At 67.3% G+C, this 16,927-nt stretch carries 16 protein-coding genes; 8 read left to right on the top strand and 8 right to left on the bottom strand.

Annotation, left to right across the window (positions count from 1 at the left end; all coding sequences use genetic code 11):
* Window positions 1–95: 95 nt before the first annotated feature.
* On the bottom strand, window positions 96–656 hold the full coding sequence (locus tag EL288_RS15805) for an antibiotic biosynthesis monooxygenase (protein WP_080561920.1): 561 nt from the start codon (window positions 654–656) through the stop codon (window positions 96–98).
* 266 nt (window positions 657–922) lie between these two features.
* On the opposite strand from EL288_RS15805, the gene EL288_RS15810 reads away from it, so the two are divergent.
* Window positions 923–1,477, top strand: coding sequence for an NADPH-dependent FMN reductase (locus EL288_RS15810; protein ID WP_003809968.1), 555 nt, complete (start codon window positions 923–925; stop codon window positions 1,475–1,477).
* Between the two features lie 455 nt (window positions 1,478–1,932).
* Here EL288_RS15810 and EL288_RS15815 read toward each other — a convergent pair whose 3' ends face one another.
* The gene (locus EL288_RS15815) at window positions 1,933–2,148 is read right to left on the bottom strand and encodes a dodecin (RefSeq protein ID WP_003809966.1); all 216 of its coding nucleotides are present in this window, start codon (window positions 2,146–2,148) and stop codon (window positions 1,933–1,935) included.
* Window positions 2,149–2,348: 200 nt separating this feature from the next.
* Here EL288_RS15815 and mutS point away from each other — a divergent pair, with 200 nt between their 5' ends.
* From mutS to EL288_RS15835, 4 genes are all read left to right on the top strand, one after another.
* Window positions 2,349–5,000, top strand: a complete 2,652-nt coding sequence (gene mutS, locus EL288_RS15820) for a DNA mismatch repair protein MutS (RefSeq protein ID WP_408609281.1) — start codon at window positions 2,349–2,351, stop codon at window positions 4,998–5,000.
* A complete protein-coding gene (locus EL288_RS15825) occupies window positions 4,997–6,184 on the top strand; it encodes a ribosomal protein uL16 3-hydroxylase (RefSeq protein ID WP_010926219.1) in 1,188 nt (395 codons plus the stop codon). The genes mutS and EL288_RS15825 overlap by 4 nt, the downstream gene beginning before the upstream one ends.
* Window positions 6,185–6,464: 280 nt before the next feature.
* The gene (locus EL288_RS15830) at window positions 6,465–6,677 is read left to right on the top strand and encodes a hypothetical protein (RefSeq protein ID WP_049806325.1); all 213 of its coding nucleotides are present in this window, start codon (window positions 6,465–6,467) and stop codon (window positions 6,675–6,677) included.
* Window positions 6,678–6,921: 244 nt separating this feature from the next.
* The gene (locus tag EL288_RS15835; protein WP_003809958.1) at window positions 6,922–7,548 is read left to right on the top strand and encodes a fimbrial protein; all 627 of its coding nucleotides are present in this window, start codon (window positions 6,922–6,924) and stop codon (window positions 7,546–7,548) included.
* An 87-nt stretch (window positions 7,549–7,635) separates the two neighbouring features.
* Here the strand turns inward: EL288_RS15835 and bamC are convergent, their stop codons facing one another.
* The 4 genes from bamC to EL288_RS15855 all read right to left on the bottom strand — a co-directional run bounded on the left by bamC (window position 7,636) and on the right by EL288_RS15855 (window position 11,096).
* On the bottom strand, window positions 7,636–8,763 hold the full coding sequence (gene bamC / locus EL288_RS15840) for an outer membrane protein assembly factor BamC (RefSeq protein WP_003809956.1): 1,128 nt from the start codon (window positions 8,761–8,763) through the stop codon (window positions 7,636–7,638).
* A gap of 11 nt (window positions 8,764–8,774) precedes the next feature.
* Window positions 8,775–9,680: a 4-hydroxy-tetrahydrodipicolinate synthase gene (gene dapA / locus EL288_RS15845; RefSeq protein WP_003809954.1), complete on the bottom strand. Its 906-nt coding sequence runs from the start codon at window positions 9,678–9,680 to the stop codon at window positions 8,775–8,777.
* Window positions 9,681–9,765: 85 nt separating this feature from the next.
* The gene (locus tag EL288_RS15850) at window positions 9,766–10,413 is read right to left on the bottom strand and encodes a site-2 protease family protein (RefSeq protein ID WP_033447056.1); all 648 of its coding nucleotides are present in this window, start codon (window positions 10,411–10,413) and stop codon (window positions 9,766–9,768) included.
* A 56-nt stretch (window positions 10,414–10,469) separates the two neighbouring features.
* Window positions 10,470–11,096 carry an L-threonylcarbamoyladenylate synthase gene (locus tag EL288_RS15855; protein WP_126621985.1) on the bottom strand — a complete coding sequence of 209 codons (627 nt, stop codon included), beginning with the start codon at window positions 11,094–11,096 and terminating at the stop codon, window positions 10,470–10,472.
* Between the two features lie 61 nt (window positions 11,097–11,157).
* On the opposite strand from EL288_RS15855, the gene ypfJ reads away from it, so the two are divergent.
* The 3 genes from ypfJ to EL288_RS15870 all read left to right on the top strand — a co-directional run bounded on the left by ypfJ (window position 11,158) and on the right by EL288_RS15870 (window position 13,474).
* Complete coding sequence (ypfJ, locus tag EL288_RS15860; protein ID WP_010928448.1) at window positions 11,158–12,009, top strand: KPN_02809 family neutral zinc metallopeptidase; 852 nt, start codon at window positions 11,158–11,160, stop codon at window positions 12,007–12,009.
* Window positions 12,010–12,113: 104 nt separating this feature from the next.
* On the top strand, window positions 12,114–12,713 hold the full coding sequence (locus EL288_RS15865; RefSeq protein WP_015039333.1) for a hypothetical protein: 600 nt from the start codon (window positions 12,114–12,116) through the stop codon (window positions 12,711–12,713).
* Window positions 12,710–13,474: a hypothetical protein gene (locus tag EL288_RS15870; protein WP_003809941.1), complete on the top strand. Its 765-nt coding sequence runs from the start codon at window positions 12,710–12,712 to the stop codon at window positions 13,472–13,474. Before EL288_RS15865 ends, EL288_RS15870 begins: the two co-directional genes overlap by 4 nt.
* A gap of 69 nt (window positions 13,475–13,543) precedes the next feature.
* Here the strand turns inward: EL288_RS15870 and EL288_RS15875 are convergent, their stop codons facing one another.
* Window positions 13,544–13,816, bottom strand: a complete 273-nt coding sequence (locus EL288_RS15875; protein WP_003809939.1) for a hypothetical protein — start codon at window positions 13,814–13,816, stop codon at window positions 13,544–13,546.
* 262 nt (window positions 13,817–14,078) lie between these two features.
* Complete coding sequence (bapA, locus tag EL288_RS15880; RefSeq protein WP_033453852.1) at window positions 14,079–16,790, bottom strand: autotransporter BapA; 2,712 nt, start codon at window positions 16,788–16,790, stop codon at window positions 14,079–14,081.
* Window positions 16,791–16,927 lie beyond the last annotated feature (137 nt).

The raw sequence follows: 16,927 nt of genomic DNA on the forward strand, positions 1-16,927 counted from the left end.
CAGCCGGCCGCCCCGCTGGCCGGCCGCACGGTTCCATTTGCGGATGCAAGTGTAAACAATTTTCGTTTGGGATTCAGAAAAACGTCAGTTTGCGCTCAATCGGCCGCGCCGACGGCGCGCGGATGCAGCCAGCCGCGCAGCACGCGGGTGACCAGCGGAATACAAAGGAACGACAGCACCGGCGTCATGCACAGGGTCGTGGCCAGCACGCGCCAGAACAGCGGCAGCGCGCTCAGTTGCGCGTCGAGCGCCGTACTGAACAGCAGCAGCATGGGGAAATACACCAGCCAGATGCTGACCGCCTGCTTCCAGCGCGGCGGCGCGCCGGCTGGCGCGCCGAACCAGCTGTCCATGCCGGTGACGCGGCGCGCATGGCTGGCGCGCACCAGCGCCGCGCCGCGCTCCAGCCACATGCGACGCGGCAGCGATTGCTCCCAGCGGGCCAGGCTGGCCTCGCTGTCAAAGCGCAGCACGATCTGGTATTGGTCGCCGCCTTCGGGCGGCTGCAGCACGCCCGAGCCCAGGAATCCCGGAAACCCGGCCGCCAGGATTTCTCCCTGGCGCATCCACGCCAGGAAATCCCCGTAGCGGTCAGGCGAGATATGGCGGGTCACCAGCATCGTGACGGGAAGGGAAACGGGCACGGCGGACATCATGGCACTCCTGGCTGCGGCGGCCCGGCCCAACGCCTCGGCCGCCCTCCTCCCCCTCCTTGCAAACGGCGTGCCAGCTCTTCCTCCCACGGAGCGCGCCAACATCCCGGCAGGCGCCGGCCCCCATGCACCGCCTGGCCCCCCATCCTGGTGAAAACCCTCGCCCCGGCCCCATCGTGGTGCAGCGCGCGAGCCCGCCCGGCCTGCCGTTGAGCGGTCACATCGACAGGTCTACACTGGCGATTCCCCACCCCTGGAGTCCGTGTGCCATGAGTACCTACAAAATTGCTGTCTTCGTCGGCAGCCTGCGTGCCGCATCGTTCAACCTGCGCCTGGCGCGCGCGCTGGAGAAACTGGCCCCCGCCAACTTCGAGTTCGAGCATGTCAGCCTGGGCGACGTCCCGCTCTACAACCAGGACCATGAAAACGACATGGCGGCCCCGGCGGCCAAGCTGAAGCAGCAGATCGCCGATGCCCACGGCATCCTGTTCGTCACGCCCGAGCACAACCGCTCCATTCCCGCCGCCCTCAAGAACGCCATCGACTGGGGCTCGCGCCCGTGGGGCCACAACAGCTGGATCGGCAAGACGGCCGGCATCGTCGGCACCTCGCCCAGCGCCGCCGGCACCGCCATGGCGCAGCAGCACCTGCGCAATATCCTGGCGGCCGAAGGCGTGAACGTGCTCACCACTCCGGAAGTGTTCCTGCAATTCAAGGAAGGGCTGATCGACGAGCAGTTCAACATCACCAACGAGGACACGCGCAAGTTCCTGCAGGGATGGCTCGATCGCTATGTGGCCTGGGTCACCCGGCTGGCGGGCTGAGGCCCCCGCGCGCGGCGAGTTACCCACACACCCGCCGCTTATCCCCGTCCAATGTGGAAAACACTGAGGACAGCCTTGGGGCAGCCTGGAAATCACCAATCGAATCATCGACATGCAAACGGTGATCAAAAATGGCCCAGCCTGCCCCGCGCCGCATCATAGTTGTCCCCGCCAACTGTGGATAAGCGTGAGGACAGCTTGCGGGCAGATCCGAAAACGCCTTGCCGATCAAGGCCTTGCCCATGCAGGGCAAGAATCGCGCAGGCATGCTGCGCCGCGCGGCCATCCGGCGGGGCTGCAAGGCGCCGCCGGGCACCGCCCGATGTTATCCCCGGCAAATGTGGACAAACCTCTTGACAGTGTTCTGACAAGAAGAAAAAAGCCTTACCCGCCATAGGGTTAGGCTGCGTGTGCAACAACTGCGCAACGCGCGCCGCGCGCCGCGCAGGCCGGCATCAGTCGTCGGCCTCGAGCCGCATGCCGATCTTCAGGCTCACCTGCCAGTGCGCGACCTTGCCGTCCTTGATGTGGCCGCGCGTCTCGGTCACCTCGAACCAATCCAGGTGCCGCAGCGTATCGGAAGCACGCGCGATGGCCTGGGCGATCGCATCATCGGACGACACGGTGGACGACCCCACCAACTCAATCTGCTTGTAGACGTGGCTCGACATGGCGTTGCTCCTTGTACGGTTGCTGGCCGCCGACCGGACGCGCCTCGTGCGCGCACTGCGCCGCCGGCTGATTCATTTGAGCACAGGGAAGAAACGGCGCACAGCACCGGATGTTGCGCAATGCGTCATCGCGCGACACCATGGCGGCCCGGCGCCTGCCGCATGGCGGACAGCGCGGGCGGCCCGATACAATCCTGCCTATGTCTTCCACACCAAAGCAAACGACCGGCGACGCCCTGGCCGGCCATACTCCCATGATGCAGCAATACCTGCGCCTCAAAGCCGAGGCCGGACCGCTGCTGTTGTTCTACCGCATGGGCGACTTCTACGAGATGTTCTATGAAGACGCCGAACGCGCCGCGCGCCTGCTCAACCTCACACTGACCAAGCGCGGCAACTCGAACGGCACGCCGATCCCGATGGCGGGCATTCCCGTGCACGCCATGGAGCAATACCTGGCGCGCCTGGTCGCGCTGGGCGAATCGGTCGCCATCTGCGAGCAGATCGGCGATCCCGCCGCCGCCAAGGGGCCGGTCGAGCGCCGCATCGTGCGCATCGTCACGCCCGGCACCCTGACCGACGAAGCCTTGCTGCCGGCCAAGGCCGACCGCGCGCTGGCGGCGGTCTGCGTCACGGGCAAGCGCGAACCGCGCGCCGGCCTGGCCTGGCTCAACCTGGCCAGCGGCGCCTTCCATGTCACCGAGTGCGCGCCCGGCCAGCTCGAGTCCGAACTGCATCGCATCGCGCCGGCCGAACTGATCCAGGCCGAAAGCGCCGAGCTGCACATGGCCTTCGAAGGCGCGCGCACGCGCGTGCCCGATTGGCATTTCGAAGCCGACGGCGCGCGCGCCCAGTTGCTGGCGCACTTCAAGACCGACAGCCTGGGCGGCTTCGACGTCGAGGACATGCCGGCCGCCGTGTGCGCGGCAGGCGCCCTGCTGCGCTACGCCGCGCGCACCCAGTCGCAGGCGCTGGCGCACGTGCAGACCATCGCGGCCGAACGCCCGGGACAATATGTGCTGCTCGATCCGGTCACGCGCCGCAACCTCGAACTGACCCAGACCCTGAGCGGCGAGGAATCGCCCACGCTGTTCTCCCTGCTCGATGGCTGCCGCACGCCCATGGGCAGCCGGCTGCTGCGCCGCTGGCTGCACCACCCCCTGCGCGAGAACGAACCGGTGCTGGCCCGCCAACACGCCATCGCCACCATGCTGACCGCGCGCCAGGAAGGCGAACAGGCCTTTGCCGCGGCGGGCTTGCTCGAGACGCTGCGCGATGCGCTCAACGCCTTTCCCGACATCGAGCGCATCGCCGCCCGCGTGGCGCTGCGCTCGGTGCGCCCGCGCGAGCTGGCCAGCCTGCGCGACGCCCTGGTCGCCCTGCCTGCCCTGCACGCCAGCCTGGCGCCCCTGTCCGGCTCGCCGCGCGCCCGCGAGCTGGCCGCGCAGCTGGCCATGCCGCCGGACATCGGCGAGCTGCTGGCACGCGCGGTCGCCAGCGAGCCGGCGGTGGCCATCCGTGACGGCGGCGTCATCGCCGCCGGCTTCGACAGCGAACTGGACGAACTGCGCGCGCTGGCCACCGACGGCGGCGATTTCCTCGTGCAACTGGAAGCGCGGGAACGCGAACGCACCGGCATCGGCAACCTGCGCGTCGAATTCAACCGCGTGCACGGCTTCTACATCGAAGTCTCCAAGGGCCAGACCGACAAGGTGCCCGAGGACTACCGGCGCCGCCAGACCCTCAAGAACGCCGAGCGCTACATCACGCCTGAACTCAAGACCTGGGAAGACCGCGTCCTGTCGGCACAGGACCGTTCGCTGGCCCGCGAAAAATGGCTGTACGAGCAATTGCTCGACGCGCTGGCGCAGTATGTGCGCCCCCTGTCCCAGTGCGCGAGCGCCCTGGCCGAACTGGACACGCTGGCCGCGCTGGCCGAACATGCCCGGCGTCACGACTGGGTCGCCCCCGAGCTGATCGACGGCGCCGAGATCGACATCGAGGCAGGCCGCCATCCCGTGGTCGAGCGCGCCATCGAACGCTTCACGCCCAACGGCTGTCGCCTGGACCAGACCCGCCGCATGCTGTTGATCACCGGCCCCAACATGGGCGGTAAATCGACCTATATGCGCCAGGTGGCCCTGATCGCCCTGCTGGCGCGCACCGGCAGCTTCGTGCCGGCCACCCGCGCGCGCGTCGGCCGGCTCGACCGCATCTTCACCCGCATCGGCGCGGCCGACGACCTGGCCGGCGGGCGCTCCACCTTCATGATGGAGATGACCGAGGCGGCCGCCATCCTGGCGGCCAGCACGCCGGCCAGCCTGGTGCTGATGGACGAAATCGGCCGCGGCACGTCCACCTACGACGGCCTGGCGCTGGCCTGGGCCATCGCGTACCGCCTCCTGACGCACAACCGCGCGCTCACGCTGTTCGCCACCCACTACTTCGAGTTGACCCGCCTGCCCGCCGAACAGCCCACCGCGGCCAACGTGCACCTGGCCGCGGCCGAGTCGGCCGGCGGCATCGTGTTCCTGCACGAAGTGCGCGAAGGCCCGGCCAGCCGCAGCTACGGGATCCAGGTCGCCCAGCGCGCCGGCGTACCCGCCGCGGTCATCCGCCAGGCCTCGCGCGAACTCGAACGCCTCGAAGCCCAGGGCGCGCCCACCCCGCAGCTGGGCTTGTTCGCCGCGGCGCTCGACGCGGACGTGCAAAGCCAGGCCATGACCGAGCAGGCCGAGGATGCCGCCGCGCTGGCGCAACTGCGCGACCAGCTTGCGGCCATCGACCCCGACAGCCTGACCCCGCGCGAAGCCCTCGACGCGCTATACCGCCTCAAACAGCATCTGACATGAACCCTGCCACCGCGCTCGCCCTGCTGGGCGGGCTTGCCCCCGCCGACTTCATGCGCCGCTACTGGCAGCGCAAGCCCTTGCTGATCCGCCAGGCCATCCCCGGCTTCAAGCCGCCGGTCAGCATCGCCGCCCTGCGCCAGATGGCGCGCCGCGACGACGTCGAAGCGCGACTGATCTGGCGCGAACAAGGCCAATGGAACATGGAGAACGGCCCGTTCGCCCGCCTGCCCAAGGCGGGCGAACCGGACTGGACCTTGCTGGTGCAGAGCGTGGACCTGCATCACGACGCCGTCAGCGCCCTGCTGCAGCAGTTCCGCTTCATTCCGGACGCGCGCCTGGACGACATCATGATCAGCGTGGCCGGCGATGGCGGCGGCGTGGGGCCGCACTTCGACAGCTATGACGTCTTCCTGCTGCAGGCCAGCGGGCGCCGCCGCTGGCGCTACGGCCGGCAGAAAGACCTGTCGCTGCAGCCGGACCTGCCGCTGAAGATCCTCAGCCGGTTCGAGCCCGAGGAAGAACATGTGCTCGAACCGGGCGACATGCTTTACCTGCCGCCACAGGCCGCGCACGACGGCGTGGCCGAAGGCGGCGACTGCATGACGATCTCGATCGGGTTTCGCGCACCGTCGCAGGCCATGCTGGCACGCGGCCTGCTCGAAGCGGCGGCCGACCAGGTCATGGCGCGCGTCGGCCTGCTGGGCGGCCCGTATGGCGAGCCGCCCCTGCCGGGCGCGCGCCTGGACGGGCTGTACCGCGACCCGGGCCAGCCCGCCGTCGCGCATCCCGCGGCCGTACCGGACGGTCTGGTCGAGGCCACGCTGGCGACGCTGGACCGCCTGCGCTTCGACGAGGCGCTGGCGGCGCGCTTCCTGGGCTGCTGGCTGACCGAGCCCAGCCAGCTCAGTGTGTTCGACACAGGCGGCGATCAAGTCGACCTGGAAGACAGTTGGCCCGCGAGCGGCGCGCTCGTGCTGGATAGGCGCAGCCGCATGCTTTACCGCGGCCGCCAGTTGTTCATCAATGGCGAGGCCGCCAGCGTCGCGGCCGAACCCGCGCTGCGCCACCTGGCGGATGCCCGCGCGCTGGCCTGCGACGACCCGCGTTGCGCCAGGCTGAGCGACGAAGCGCGCAGCTGCCTGGCCGACTGGCTGGACGCCGGCTGGCTGCGCTATCAGCCCTGAACGCGGGCGCGAGTGTTGCGCAGGCGCGCCAGTCAGGGCGCCAGTCAGGGCGCCTCTCGGTACGATCCGGACACCTAAATGCGTCTATTCGATACATAACGCTCCCAACCCTGTAGCCGCGGAAACAACTTGATAGATCACACACACGCTCGCAAGGGTTGTTTCATTTGGGATGCGACCGCTTTAATTTCCAAACGCCAGCCGTTGAATGATTCCTGTAGCCTGACTACTGGTTTCCCCTAATGGGGCCACGAAATCGTCATCAACAGGAGTGTCGACCATGATGAGCAAAACCTTGATTCTGGCTTCGGTGATGGCAGTCGCCCTCACGGCCTGCAACAAGAACGAAGACGCGGCCGCCCCCGCTGGCGACGGCGCCCCGGCCACGACGGCCCCGGCTCCTTCGGCCCCCGCGCCCGCGCCTGCGCCGGCTCCCTCGCCCGCCGAACCGGCGCCGGGCAGCTCCGGCGGCGCCACGACGCCGTCGTCCTGATTCGCGGCCCCGCCGGCCAGCCCCCGTGCCGGCCGGCACGCCGTCGGGATGCTCGCCCGCGGGCAGGCATGCTCATGGCCTCCGGTAACGGAGGCCATTTTCATTGCGCGAAGCCGCCCGCCGATCTGGCGCGATTACCGGCAAATTCCCACACAACCATCAGCCCCCCCCCCCCCCCCCCCGGACCTAATATTCTGATGCCGACGCCAAGCACATGACGGCACCCCTCAGTCTCAGAATCACCATGTCCAAGTTTTCATACCCCGCCTTGCGCACCGCGCTTATCCTTGCCGCCTCGCCCGTGCTGCCGGCGCTGGCCAACGACGGCACCATCGTCATCACCGGCAGCATCTCCGACCAGACCTGCGTCATCGAAGAGCCCAGCGCCCCCAACCATATCAAGGTCGTGCAACTGCCCAAGATTTCCAAGAACGCGCTCAGGAACGACGGCGACACCGCCGGCGCCACGCCCTTCGACATCAGGCTGAAGGAATGCCCCCAGGCGCTGGGCGCGCTCAAGCTGTATTTCGAGCCCGGCATCACCACCAACTACGACACCGGCGATCTGATCGCCTACAAGCAGGCCTACAACGCATCCGGCAACGGCAACCTGAGCACCGTGTCGTCCGCCACCAAGGCCAAGGGCGTGGAATTCCGCCTGGCCAACCTCAACGGCCAGCACATCCGCATGGGCACCGACGAAACCACGCAAGCCGCGCAAACCTTCACGGGCACTGATGTCACCAACGGCGGCAACACCACCAAAAGCTATACCCTGCGCTATCTCGCCTCGTACGTGAAGAAACCCAACGAAGATGTCGACGCGGCGCAGATCACCAGCTACGTCGGCTTTTCCGTCGTCTATCCCTGAGTTCTCGCGCCAGCCAAAAAAAACCGGCAAGCCTTGCGGCTTGCCGGTTTTTTTGTGCCGCTACGCGGCGTCAGGAGACGAAGGGACTCAGACCATCTTGTCCTTCAGCACGCTCAGCATGCGCTGGGCGGTTGCGCTGCTGTCGCGCTGCCCGTTGGCGTCGAGCACCGTGACCTGCGTCTGCGTGCCGGAGCCCGTCAGGCGGATGCGGTACTGCGGCGCCTGGGCCTTCTTGTCGCTGGAGAACAGGCGGCTGAAGAAGCCCGGCTGCTCGTTCTGCGCGCCCGTGTCGGTATCCACGTAGCGCACGAAGTACTCGCCGGCGCTGCGGTCGCGATCGTCGACCGCGAAGCCGCCCGAATCCAGGGCCACGCCCACGCGCCGCCAGGCGCGATCGAACGACTCGTCGACCACCAGCATCGCGCCTTCGGCGCGCACGCTCTGCACCTTGGGCGCCTGCGGGGCCGCTTCGGCCTGCGCCACCAGCTTGCGCGCCGCATCCACGTCGGTGCCCAGGTACACCATCAGGCGCGCCAGCATGGCCGCGTTCAGGCCCGGGTCTTCCTTGCCGTGGGTCCATTGCACCTGGCCGCCATCCGAGCCGACACGCTTTTCCAGCATCTGGTTGTGCGTGATGTAGATCTCGGTGTGCCCATTGACGCGCTCGACCCGCGTGCGGAACTTCTCGCGCTCGCCGCTATCCCACGCGGTCTCCAGCACCGACCCCAGCACCTGGCGCAGCCAGCTTTCCGGAATCTTGGCGCGGTTCTCGGCCCAGTCGGTCTCGATGATGCCAGCCTGCGGATTGTTGACCGAGACCGTGAAGCCCGTGTCGGTCCAGAAATCGACCACCTTGGGAAACAGCTGCTCGGGCGGCCGCTCGATCACCAGCCAGCGCAGGTCGCCGTCGCGCTCGACACGCATGTCCGCGCGCTCCGGCAGCACGTTGGTATTCTGGCCGGCGCTGGCCTGCTGCTGCAGGCCCTGCTGCTGGAATTGCGAGTAGGTCGCGGTTCCGGAGGCAGGCGCCTTGTAGCGCGGATCGTTGTTGGCCTGGGTCAGGTCGGGTGGAATGCTGAGCGGGTCGCCGCGCCGCGTGCTTTTGTAATCCACCGACTCTTCATTGCCCAGCAACTGGTTGACATCGCTGCAGCCCGCCAGCAATGCCAGGGCCATCAATGCCGACGCTCCGGCATGACGTTTGTTCATACGCATCCTCACGATATTTAGAGCAGACCCACTTCCTGCAGGGCGGTACGTACCAGCGAGTGGTACTGCTCGCTCAGCTCGACCATCGGCAGACGATAACCAAGCGCTGTGTGGCCCATCTGGGCCAGCGCCCATTTGACAGGGATAGGGTTGGCCTCGATGAACAAGGCCTTGTTGAGACGGGCTAACCGTGCATTGAGTTCACGCGTGCGCGGCACGTCACCGCCGCGCGCCGCCGTACAGAGTTCATGCATCAGGCGCGGCGCCACGTTGGCCGTCACCGAAATATTACCGCGCGCGCCCAGCAGGATCAGGGCCGCGGCGGTCGGATCGTCGCCGCTGAACACCTGGAAGCCGGCGGGCGCCTCGCGCAGCAGCAAGGCGCCCCGGGCGATGTCGCCAGTGGCTTCCTTGATGCCGATGATGCCCGGCACTTCGGCCAGGCGCAGCACCGTGTCGTTGGACATGTCGGCCACCGTGCGGCCCGGCACGTTGTACAGCACCGTCGGCAGATCGACCGCCTCGGCCACCGCGCGGAAATGGCGGTAGATGCCTTCCTGGTTGGGTTTGTTGTAGTACGGCACGACCGACAGGCCGGCCTGCGCGCCGACCGCCTTGGCGTGGCGGGCCAGATGGATGGCTTCGTCGGTGGAGTTGGCGCCCACGCCGGCGATGACCGGAATGCGGCCGGCGGCGTGCTCGACCGCCACGCGGATGAGCTCGGCGTGCTCTTCCATCGAAACGGAAGGAGATTCTCCGGTGGTGCCGACCACCACCAGGCCATCGGTGCCTTCGGCCACGTGCCAGTCGATCAAGGACCGGTATGCGTCGTAGTCGAGGCTGCCATCGGGCTGCATCGGGGTGACCAGGGCCACCAAACTGCCTTGGAACTGCACGGTTGCGGCAGGTGCTGAGGATGCCATGTTTATCGGGCTCCGCGGCCCGGCGCCTGTCTGGCCGGACCTCAATCAATCAAACTAACGAGTTTACCGGATATTGGCCGGAATCTTATAAAAACCAGCTGACGATTTCGGCCCCCAGACCTAATACGGGACGCATCAGCACCCATAGCGCATCCGTCACCAGCAACAGCAGCACGATCACCAGCCCGTAAGGCTCGATCCGTGCGTACTGGAACGCCAGGCGCTGCGGCAGCAGGCTGAACACCACCCGTCCGCCGTCCAGCGGCAAAATGGGCAGCAGGTTCAGCGCCATCAGCACCAGATTGACGTTGACGCCCGCGCGGGCCATCTCGAACCAATAGCCCTCCTGGACGCCCGCCTCGAAATACAGGCGGATCGCCAGCGCCCACAGGATGGCCATCAGCAGGTTGGCCGCGGGGCCCGCCAGCGCCACCCACAGCATGTCCTTCTTGGGACGGCGCAGGCGCCCGAAATCCACCGGCACCGGCTTGGCCCAGCCGAACAGCAGGCCGGCGCCGCCCATCAGCTTGGAGGCAAGCAGGATGGCGGCGGGAACCAGCAGCGTGCCGACCGGATCGATGTGGCGCATGGGATTGAGGCTGATGCGGCCGGCCTGGTAGGCCGTCGGGTCGCCGAACATGCGCGCCACGTAGCCGTGCGCGGCCTCGTGCAGCGTGATCGCGAAGATCACGGGAATCGCGTAGATCGCGATGAGCTGGATGATTTCATTCATAGCGACGCATTGTAGTGCGCGCAACGCCAGGCCGGACGGCGGCCTGCCGTCCCGGGCTAGTCCAGCCCGAGCTCCGCCGGATCGCCGCCGCCGCGCCGCAGCACCGCCGGCTCGGCGCCGGTCAGGTCGACCACCGTGGTGGGCGTCTGCGGGCAGGCCCCGGCATCGATCACCGCCGCCAGTTCGTGCTGGTAGCGCTCCTGGATGGCCTCGGGGTCATTGAGCGCGTCTTCCTCGTCCCTGGGAATCAGGGTGGTCGACAGCAGCGGCGCGCCCACCTGCTCCAGCAGCGCCAGCGCCACCGCGTGCGCCGGCACCCGGATGCCGATGGTCTTGCGCGACGGATGCGAGACGCGGCGCGGCACTTCGCGGGTGGCTTCCAGGATGAACGTCCACGGCCCCGGCGTGGCGGCCTTGAGCAGGCGGTACTGCTTGTTGTCGACCCGCGCGAACTGGCCGATCTCGGCCAGGTCGCGGCACAGCAGGGTCAGATGGTGGCGCTCGTCCAGGCCGCGCAGGCGCCGCAGCGCATCGGCGGCCGCCTTGTCGTCCAGCGGCGCCACCACGGCGTAGCTGGAGTCGGTCGGCACGGCCACCAGCCCGCCGTCGGACAGCCATTGCGCAGCCTGTTTGATCAAGCGTGGCTGCGGATTCGCGGGATGTAGTGTCAGAAGCAGGGCCATGGGTTTATCCTAACACTCTTGATCGAGTATGCGCGCACGTGCGCGCGGCAGGAGACACCCCATGCGCATGGACGACTCGCGCGAAAGCCAGAACATCGAAGATCGGCGCGCCGCGGGGCCCCGGCTGGGCGGCAAGGGCCGCATCGGCATCGGCACCATCGTGCTTGCGCTGGTGGCCATGTATTTCGGCATCGACCCTTCCGTGGTGCTGCAGATGGCCGAAGGCCCCGCCACCTACGAGCAGGCGCCCGCCGGCGCGCCGCCGGCCAACGACCCGCAGGCGCGCTTCGTGGCCAAGGTCCTGGGCGAAACGGAAGACACCTGGGGCGCCATCTTCACGCAAAGCCTCAACCGCAATTACGTGCCGCCCAAGCTGGTGCTGTTTCGCGGCGCCACGCCCACGGCCTGCGGCACCGGCCAGGCCGCCATGGGCCCGTTCTACTGTCCCGGCGACAGCAAGGTGTACATCGACCTCGGCTTCTTCGACGAAATGGAGCGCCGCCTGAACGCCCCGGGCGACTTCGCCCAGGCCTATGTCATCGCCCATGAGGTGGGGCACCACGTGCAGCACCTGTTGGGCGTGTCCGAACAGGTCGACCGCCTGCGCCAGCGCAATCCGGCCCAGGCCAACGCCCTGTCGGTGCGCATGGAACTGCAGGCCGACTGCTTCGCCGGCCTGTGGGCGCGACGCGCCGACCAGGCGCGCAACATCCTCGAATCGGGCGACATCGAGGAAGGCCTGAATGCCGCCAGCGCCATCGGCGACGACACCCTGCAAAAGAAGAGCCAGGGCTATGTCGTGCCCGACGCCTTCACGCACGGCTCGTCGGCCCAGCGCGTGCGCTGGTTCAAGCGCGGCCTGGAAAGCGGCGACCTGCGCCAGTGCGACACCTTCGGCGCGGCGCAACTCTAGCGCGCACGGCTTCGCCCCCGGGCGCGCGAATGGCTGTATGCCCATACAGCCATTCGATCTTACCCGCCTCTGTCTTGTAAGATTACGCCCCCTCGCAACCGCATATGCCGTTGCTTGCGCGCGCCATACATGGGCGCCGCCGCATTTTCGAATTCAATAGAGTGCCCATGGCCAACAACGTCGAACCCTTGATCACGCCGGACGAGGTGCAGGAAATCCTCGCGGAACCCAAGGAGACCACCAAGCCCATCAGCTGGGCCCACAAGCCGGCCGCCAGCAACTCGCAATGGCAGGAATTCAGCTGCGCGTGCCGGCTCAAGGGCGATGTGCGCGAAGACATCCTCTTTCGCATCACCTACCGCGGCGCGCGTACCGCCGTGTTCGGCCAGGCCACCATCTTCCTGCCCGAAGCCTTCGGGGCCAGCCTGTTCGTCGGCCCGCACCGCGTGTTCGGCGTCGATACCGATGACTCGTTCCACACCAGCATGGTGGGCGAGAACCTGCCGCAGTTCCGCAAGGCGCTGGCCGATCGCAGCCACCAGCACATCTGGGTCGAGGCCGGCGAAGGCTACGCGGAACCGGTCGTGCCCGCGCTGGAGAGCATCGGCGTGCTGGTCGACTATTTCCTGCCGCGCGCAAACCTGACGCTGACCGGCGGCTTCGCCCATCCGCTGAAGGGCCGCCAAATCGAACTGATCCTATGAGCAACTTCCTGCAAGCGTCGGGCTGGAGCGTCCAGCCCGCGGGCGAACACGCGATTCGCGCCATCTCTCCCATGACGCTGGGCCTGGATGGCCAGCATGCCGCATTTTTCATCGTCCATCCCGACGCCCACACGTTCTATCTCACCGATGCCTGTGAAACCGCCTTGCACGCGGCCACCTTCGGCATCGAACTGGTGGCCAAGCGGCTGGAAGTCCTGAACCAGACTCCCGGCGTCAGCCTGGCCCGCTTCGACAAGGCCGGCGCCATCGTGGCGCAAGGCCCCAACGAGCAGCTGCAGGACGCCTTGTGGGACGCCGTCAAGCTGGCCATGGCGCTGTCGTTCCAGTGCGCGAAATGGATGCCCAAATTCAGCCGGCTGCGCTTTCGCGCCCAGGTCGGACGCACCCTGGCCGAAGCCGTCGGCGCGAACCGCATGGTCAAGGGCGCCAAGGCGCAGGGAAGCAGCGGGCACACCGCCGACTTCGCCTTCGCGGTGCGCTCGGCAACCTCGACTTCCATGACCTACATCGAACCCATCGCGCTGAAGGCCGGCCGCAAAGTCGACTGGACGCAGGTCTACCAGACCCACGGCAAGATGTCGGATGTGAAGATGGCCGATGCGCGCAACGCCCGCCTGGTCATACTGGAGGACGGCGCCACGGCCGAGGAATTCAAGAAAGCGGTCGCCATCCTGGAGCAATCGGCGGCCGTGCGCACGCTGGCCAAGACCCGCGATTGGCAGGAAGTCTTCGCGACCTGAACGGCCGGCCGACGCGCGGACCGCACGGATGCGGCCTTGACGACGCGGCAGGGATGGCCTCGGGGAGCGCTAGGCTGGCAGCCCGATCAGCGCGTCGACGATTTCGCGGCCATGGCTGATTGCCTGGTGCACCGCTTCGCGCGGGCTGTATACGAAACCGCCGTCGGCAAAATACGGTACGGGGTACTCGTCACCCGTATCCTGGATGGAATCGGCCTGAACCACCGAAACGGTTGCCTGGAATAAGGGGCCGCTCGGCGCGGCTTCGTTAACCTCGACAGTGTGTCTGGCTACTTTGGCGGTCAAGCGGTATCCCTTGTAGATCAAATTGTTCTGATACACGCGGATGCCCTCTCTTCATTGAGCATACCCCGCATCCGGGCGCAGTGGTCTTTATATTTTGTAACTATGGCAGAGAAAAGATACACATCTCCGCCGAACCCCCCGTAATTTCCCTGACGGCGGACAGCCTTCGCCCCAAGCGTGCCGGCTTGCGCCCGCATACCGGTCCCGGGCCAAAGCGCGCAGATCCCGGCAGTTACCCGGCAAAAGCATGCGCGCAGGCCGCGCGCGCCCCCATACCGGCGCAAGCGGCTTGCCGAATCTAGAACATCATCCTGAACCCCGCGGTCGCGGTGACGATGTAGCTGCCGGCGAAATCTGCATCGGCGTCCACCTCGCCGTAAATGGCGTAGCGTTCTCCCCAACCGTAATCGGCCCCCACTCCCACGCTGCCCCAGGTGCGCGCCATGCGGCTGCTTACCGGCACCCCGGCAACGCGCACGCGCATGCCATCCAGGAACTCATGCTTCACATTGACGATGCCGAAGACGCTCGACTCCCGGTTCGCGCCGCCCGCTTGCCAGCTGCTCTTGTAGTCCAGCGCGATGCCGAGACGGCCCTGCAGGCTGTCGCCCTTATCGTCTTCAACGCGGGCGCCGAATCTGTCATTGAAGCTGTCGAAGCGGGTCGATGCGTACGACAATTGCGCCTGCGGGATCAGGGCCAGCCCCTCCCGCAATCCGAAGGCCTTGCCCGCTTCGATACCCAGCCCATAGCCATGCGCTTTCCGGCCATCCTTGAGCTTGCCGGCCAGCCGTGAACTCAGGTCGCTGTCGAACCAGATCGCCTGGGCCTGGGCATCGACATAGGCGCCGTCCCTGCCGTACCAGGTCAGCGTCGGAGTCAGGCCATAGGCCGTGGTGTCGACGGTGCCATTGCCGTATATCGACGACACGCGCGTGTCGGCCTTGCCGTACTGCAGCGCCAATCCGCCCACCAGGCGGGAGCCCTCTTGCCCGCCGGCCAGGATACGGTCGACACCGAACTGCACTTTCCAGCTATCGACGTCCTGGCGTTCGCCAGTCGTGGACGCGGAAGGATCGAGCCGGCTCGCGGAGCCCTCGACGCGGCTCCATACGCCGTTGCGGCCGACATCTGCCGGGTCATAAAGGCGATTGCCGACCCGTTGGCGCAAGGTGGAAAGCCGGCTCAGATGCAGCAGCGTGTTGGCATAGGCTTCATAGACCGGCACGCCGGGCTGATAAAGCACGGGCTCCCCGGCGCCCGGCAGACCGTCCCCGCCTTGGGGAGCCCCAGGGTCGAGCAGAGACGATCTCAGATACCAATCGCCGTCGGCGGCGTCCTGCTGCAGCACATAGCCATAGGCGCCGGCCACCAGCGCCGGACGCCCCTCGATGACGTAATCGCCGTTGGCGAGGTTGAACCGGCCTGCCGAAGCGCCATTGACCTGCACGACCTGTATGCCCCGCTGGGTCGAGGCGCCCGTGCCGCCGATATTCTCGACCGTGACCGGTGTCACGCCAGCGCTGGCGCCCGTGATCACCAGCCTGTCGGTCGGCGAGTCGTCGGCGCCAAGCTGCGTGCGGATTTCCAGGTTGCCGCCCTGGGCCGCGTAATCCCCGGCGATCGTCAGGGTGCCAAAGCTGCTGCGCGGGCCCGGCGCGATGGTGCCCTTGTTGGCCGTCGCACCGACGCGCCCGGTACCGGTCAACCGTGCCCCCGCAAGCACATCCACCGGCCCGCCAAGAATGCCGTCCACCTGCAGCGTTCCGGCCTGGATATCGGTGTTCCCCGTGAACGCGGCGCTGTTGCCTGACAGCGTCAGCGTGCCGGCTCCCAGCTTGTTGAAGCTGGACGTACCCGAGAAGGCGGTGACAACGCCCACGTCATGGGCATTCGTATCGAACCAGGCGCCGCCGCTTCCCACCGCCTGCGTGGAGAAACCATTGAGGAAATTGGCCTCGTCACGATTGGCGCGCAGGACCCCGCCATCCAGGTTGAAGGTCGCGTTGCCGGCGCCCTTGATGACCGAGCCCGTTTCCAGCACGCCTCGGCCGCTGGCATCGCCGGTCAGGTTCAGCGTTCCGGAGGATGTGCCCGTGATGGCTATCCAGGCGTCGCTGGCGACGCCCACCATCCCGCCTTTGGCGACAGTCAGCACCCCGGCGCCGCCCGAGCCGATTTCGATACGGTCGGTCGACGTGAGCGTCGAGGTGTCGGCCGTCGCGCTCGACACCGTTACCGTGCCGGCGCTCCCTGCGCTCGTCCCGATGTAGATCGATGCCGCGGCGCCCGGCGAGCTCGACCCTGCCGTCGCAACGGCCGCGCCGTCCCGGATAGCCAGTTCGCCAGTCCCGCCGAGACCGACATAGATATTGTTCAGCGGGTTCCATACCGTTGCCGGGCCCAATACCGTGACGTGCCCGTCGCTGCCGGGGTTCCAACCGATGACGCCCTGCCCGCTATGCACTGCGCCACCCTGGTCGATCCACAGCGTCCCGCTGCCGCTCGAGCCGATCTGGAACGAATTGACCGTGGCGATATTCCACACCGACCCGGTCCCGGACACGGTCACGCTTCCGACGCTGCCTGCAGTGACGCCGATGGTGCCCCATCCGCTTTGCGCCATGGCCCCGCCGAGCACCTCGAGCGTGCCCCTGCTGCCCGACGCAACGCCGATCGACACAGCGTCGACAGTCGTCCAGGTCGACGCGGCCCCGGCGCCGTCGCGGCCCGACACCGTCAGGGTGCCCACAGCGCCATTGTCACTGCCGATATAGGCCCAGTCGTTGAGCACGGTACCGCCGGCCTCGATGAGCAAGGTCCCGGCGCCCGTATCCCCGACGATCAGTGCCCCGCCCACCACCCAGTGCGGTGACTGGATCGGCCCGTTCGACACCTGGCCGGAACCAGAAACCGACTGGGCGTTCGCGGGATAAGCACAGTTTGCGGCGTATAAGAGGAAGGTCGCCCGGTATAACCACCCTGCACGATGACAACTCCTGCCGACCATGACCAGCCCCCCCAAGTAGACGCGAAATATATACACTCAATACGGCATCGTGCACGAATTCTTAACAGGCATCACGCGCAGGAGGTGGACGCGGGCTGCCCCGCGCCGGCGTCGCCCGGCGTAGCCGACGTCCAACC

It is taken from the genome of Bordetella bronchiseptica (assembly GCF_900636925.1).
Taxonomy (GTDB): Bacteria; Pseudomonadota; Gammaproteobacteria; order Burkholderiales; family Burkholderiaceae_B; genus Bordetella; species Bordetella pertussis.

What these genes read in the sequence shown, in the direction of transcription:
- dapA (WP_003809954.1), bottom strand. Translation starts at nt 9,680, where the DNA reads ATGGCATCCTCAGCACCTGCCGCAACCGTGCAGTTCCAAGGCAGTTTG.
- bamC (WP_003809956.1), bottom strand. Translation starts at nt 8,763, where the DNA reads ATGCGTATGAACAAACGTCATGCCGGAGCGTCGGCATTGATGGCCCTG.
- EL288_RS15865 (WP_015039333.1), top strand. Translation starts at nt 12,114, where the DNA reads ATGCCGTTGCTTGCGCGCGCCATACATGGGCGCCGCCGCATTTTCGAA.
- EL288_RS15870 (WP_003809941.1), top strand. Translation starts at nt 12,710, where the DNA reads ATGAGCAACTTCCTGCAAGCGTCGGGCTGGAGCGTCCAGCCCGCGGGC.
- EL288_RS15830 (WP_049806325.1), top strand. Translation starts at nt 6,465, where the DNA reads ATGATGAGCAAAACCTTGATTCTGGCTTCGGTGATGGCAGTCGCCCTC.
- bapA (WP_033453852.1), bottom strand. Translation starts at nt 16,790, where the DNA reads ATGGTCGGCAGGAGTTGTCATCGTGCAGGGTGGTTATACCGGGCGACC.
- EL288_RS15805 (WP_080561920.1), bottom strand. Translation starts at nt 656, where the DNA reads ATGATGTCCGCCGTGCCCGTTTCCCTTCCCGTCACGATGCTGGTGACC.
- EL288_RS15850 (WP_033447056.1), bottom strand. Translation starts at nt 10,413, where the DNA reads ATGAATGAAATCATCCAGCTCATCGCGATCTACGCGATTCCCGTGATC.
- EL288_RS15855 (WP_126621985.1), bottom strand. Translation starts at nt 11,096, where the DNA reads ATGGCCCTGCTTCTGACACTACATCCCGCGAATCCGCAGCCACGCTTG.
- mutS (WP_408609281.1), top strand. Translation starts at nt 2,349, where the DNA reads ATGTCTTCCACACCAAAGCAAACGACCGGCGACGCCCTGGCCGGCCAT.
- EL288_RS15815 (WP_003809966.1), bottom strand. Translation starts at nt 2,148, where the DNA reads ATGTCGAGCCACGTCTACAAGCAGATTGAGTTGGTGGGGTCGTCCACC.
- EL288_RS15835 (WP_003809958.1), top strand. Translation starts at nt 6,922, where the DNA reads ATGTCCAAGTTTTCATACCCCGCCTTGCGCACCGCGCTTATCCTTGCC.
- EL288_RS15825 (WP_010926219.1), top strand. Translation starts at nt 4,997, where the DNA reads ATGAACCCTGCCACCGCGCTCGCCCTGCTGGGCGGGCTTGCCCCCGCC.
- ypfJ (WP_010928448.1), top strand. Translation starts at nt 11,158, where the DNA reads ATGCGCATGGACGACTCGCGCGAAAGCCAGAACATCGAAGATCGGCGC.
- EL288_RS15810 (WP_003809968.1), top strand. Translation starts at nt 923, where the DNA reads ATGAGTACCTACAAAATTGCTGTCTTCGTCGGCAGCCTGCGTGCCGCA.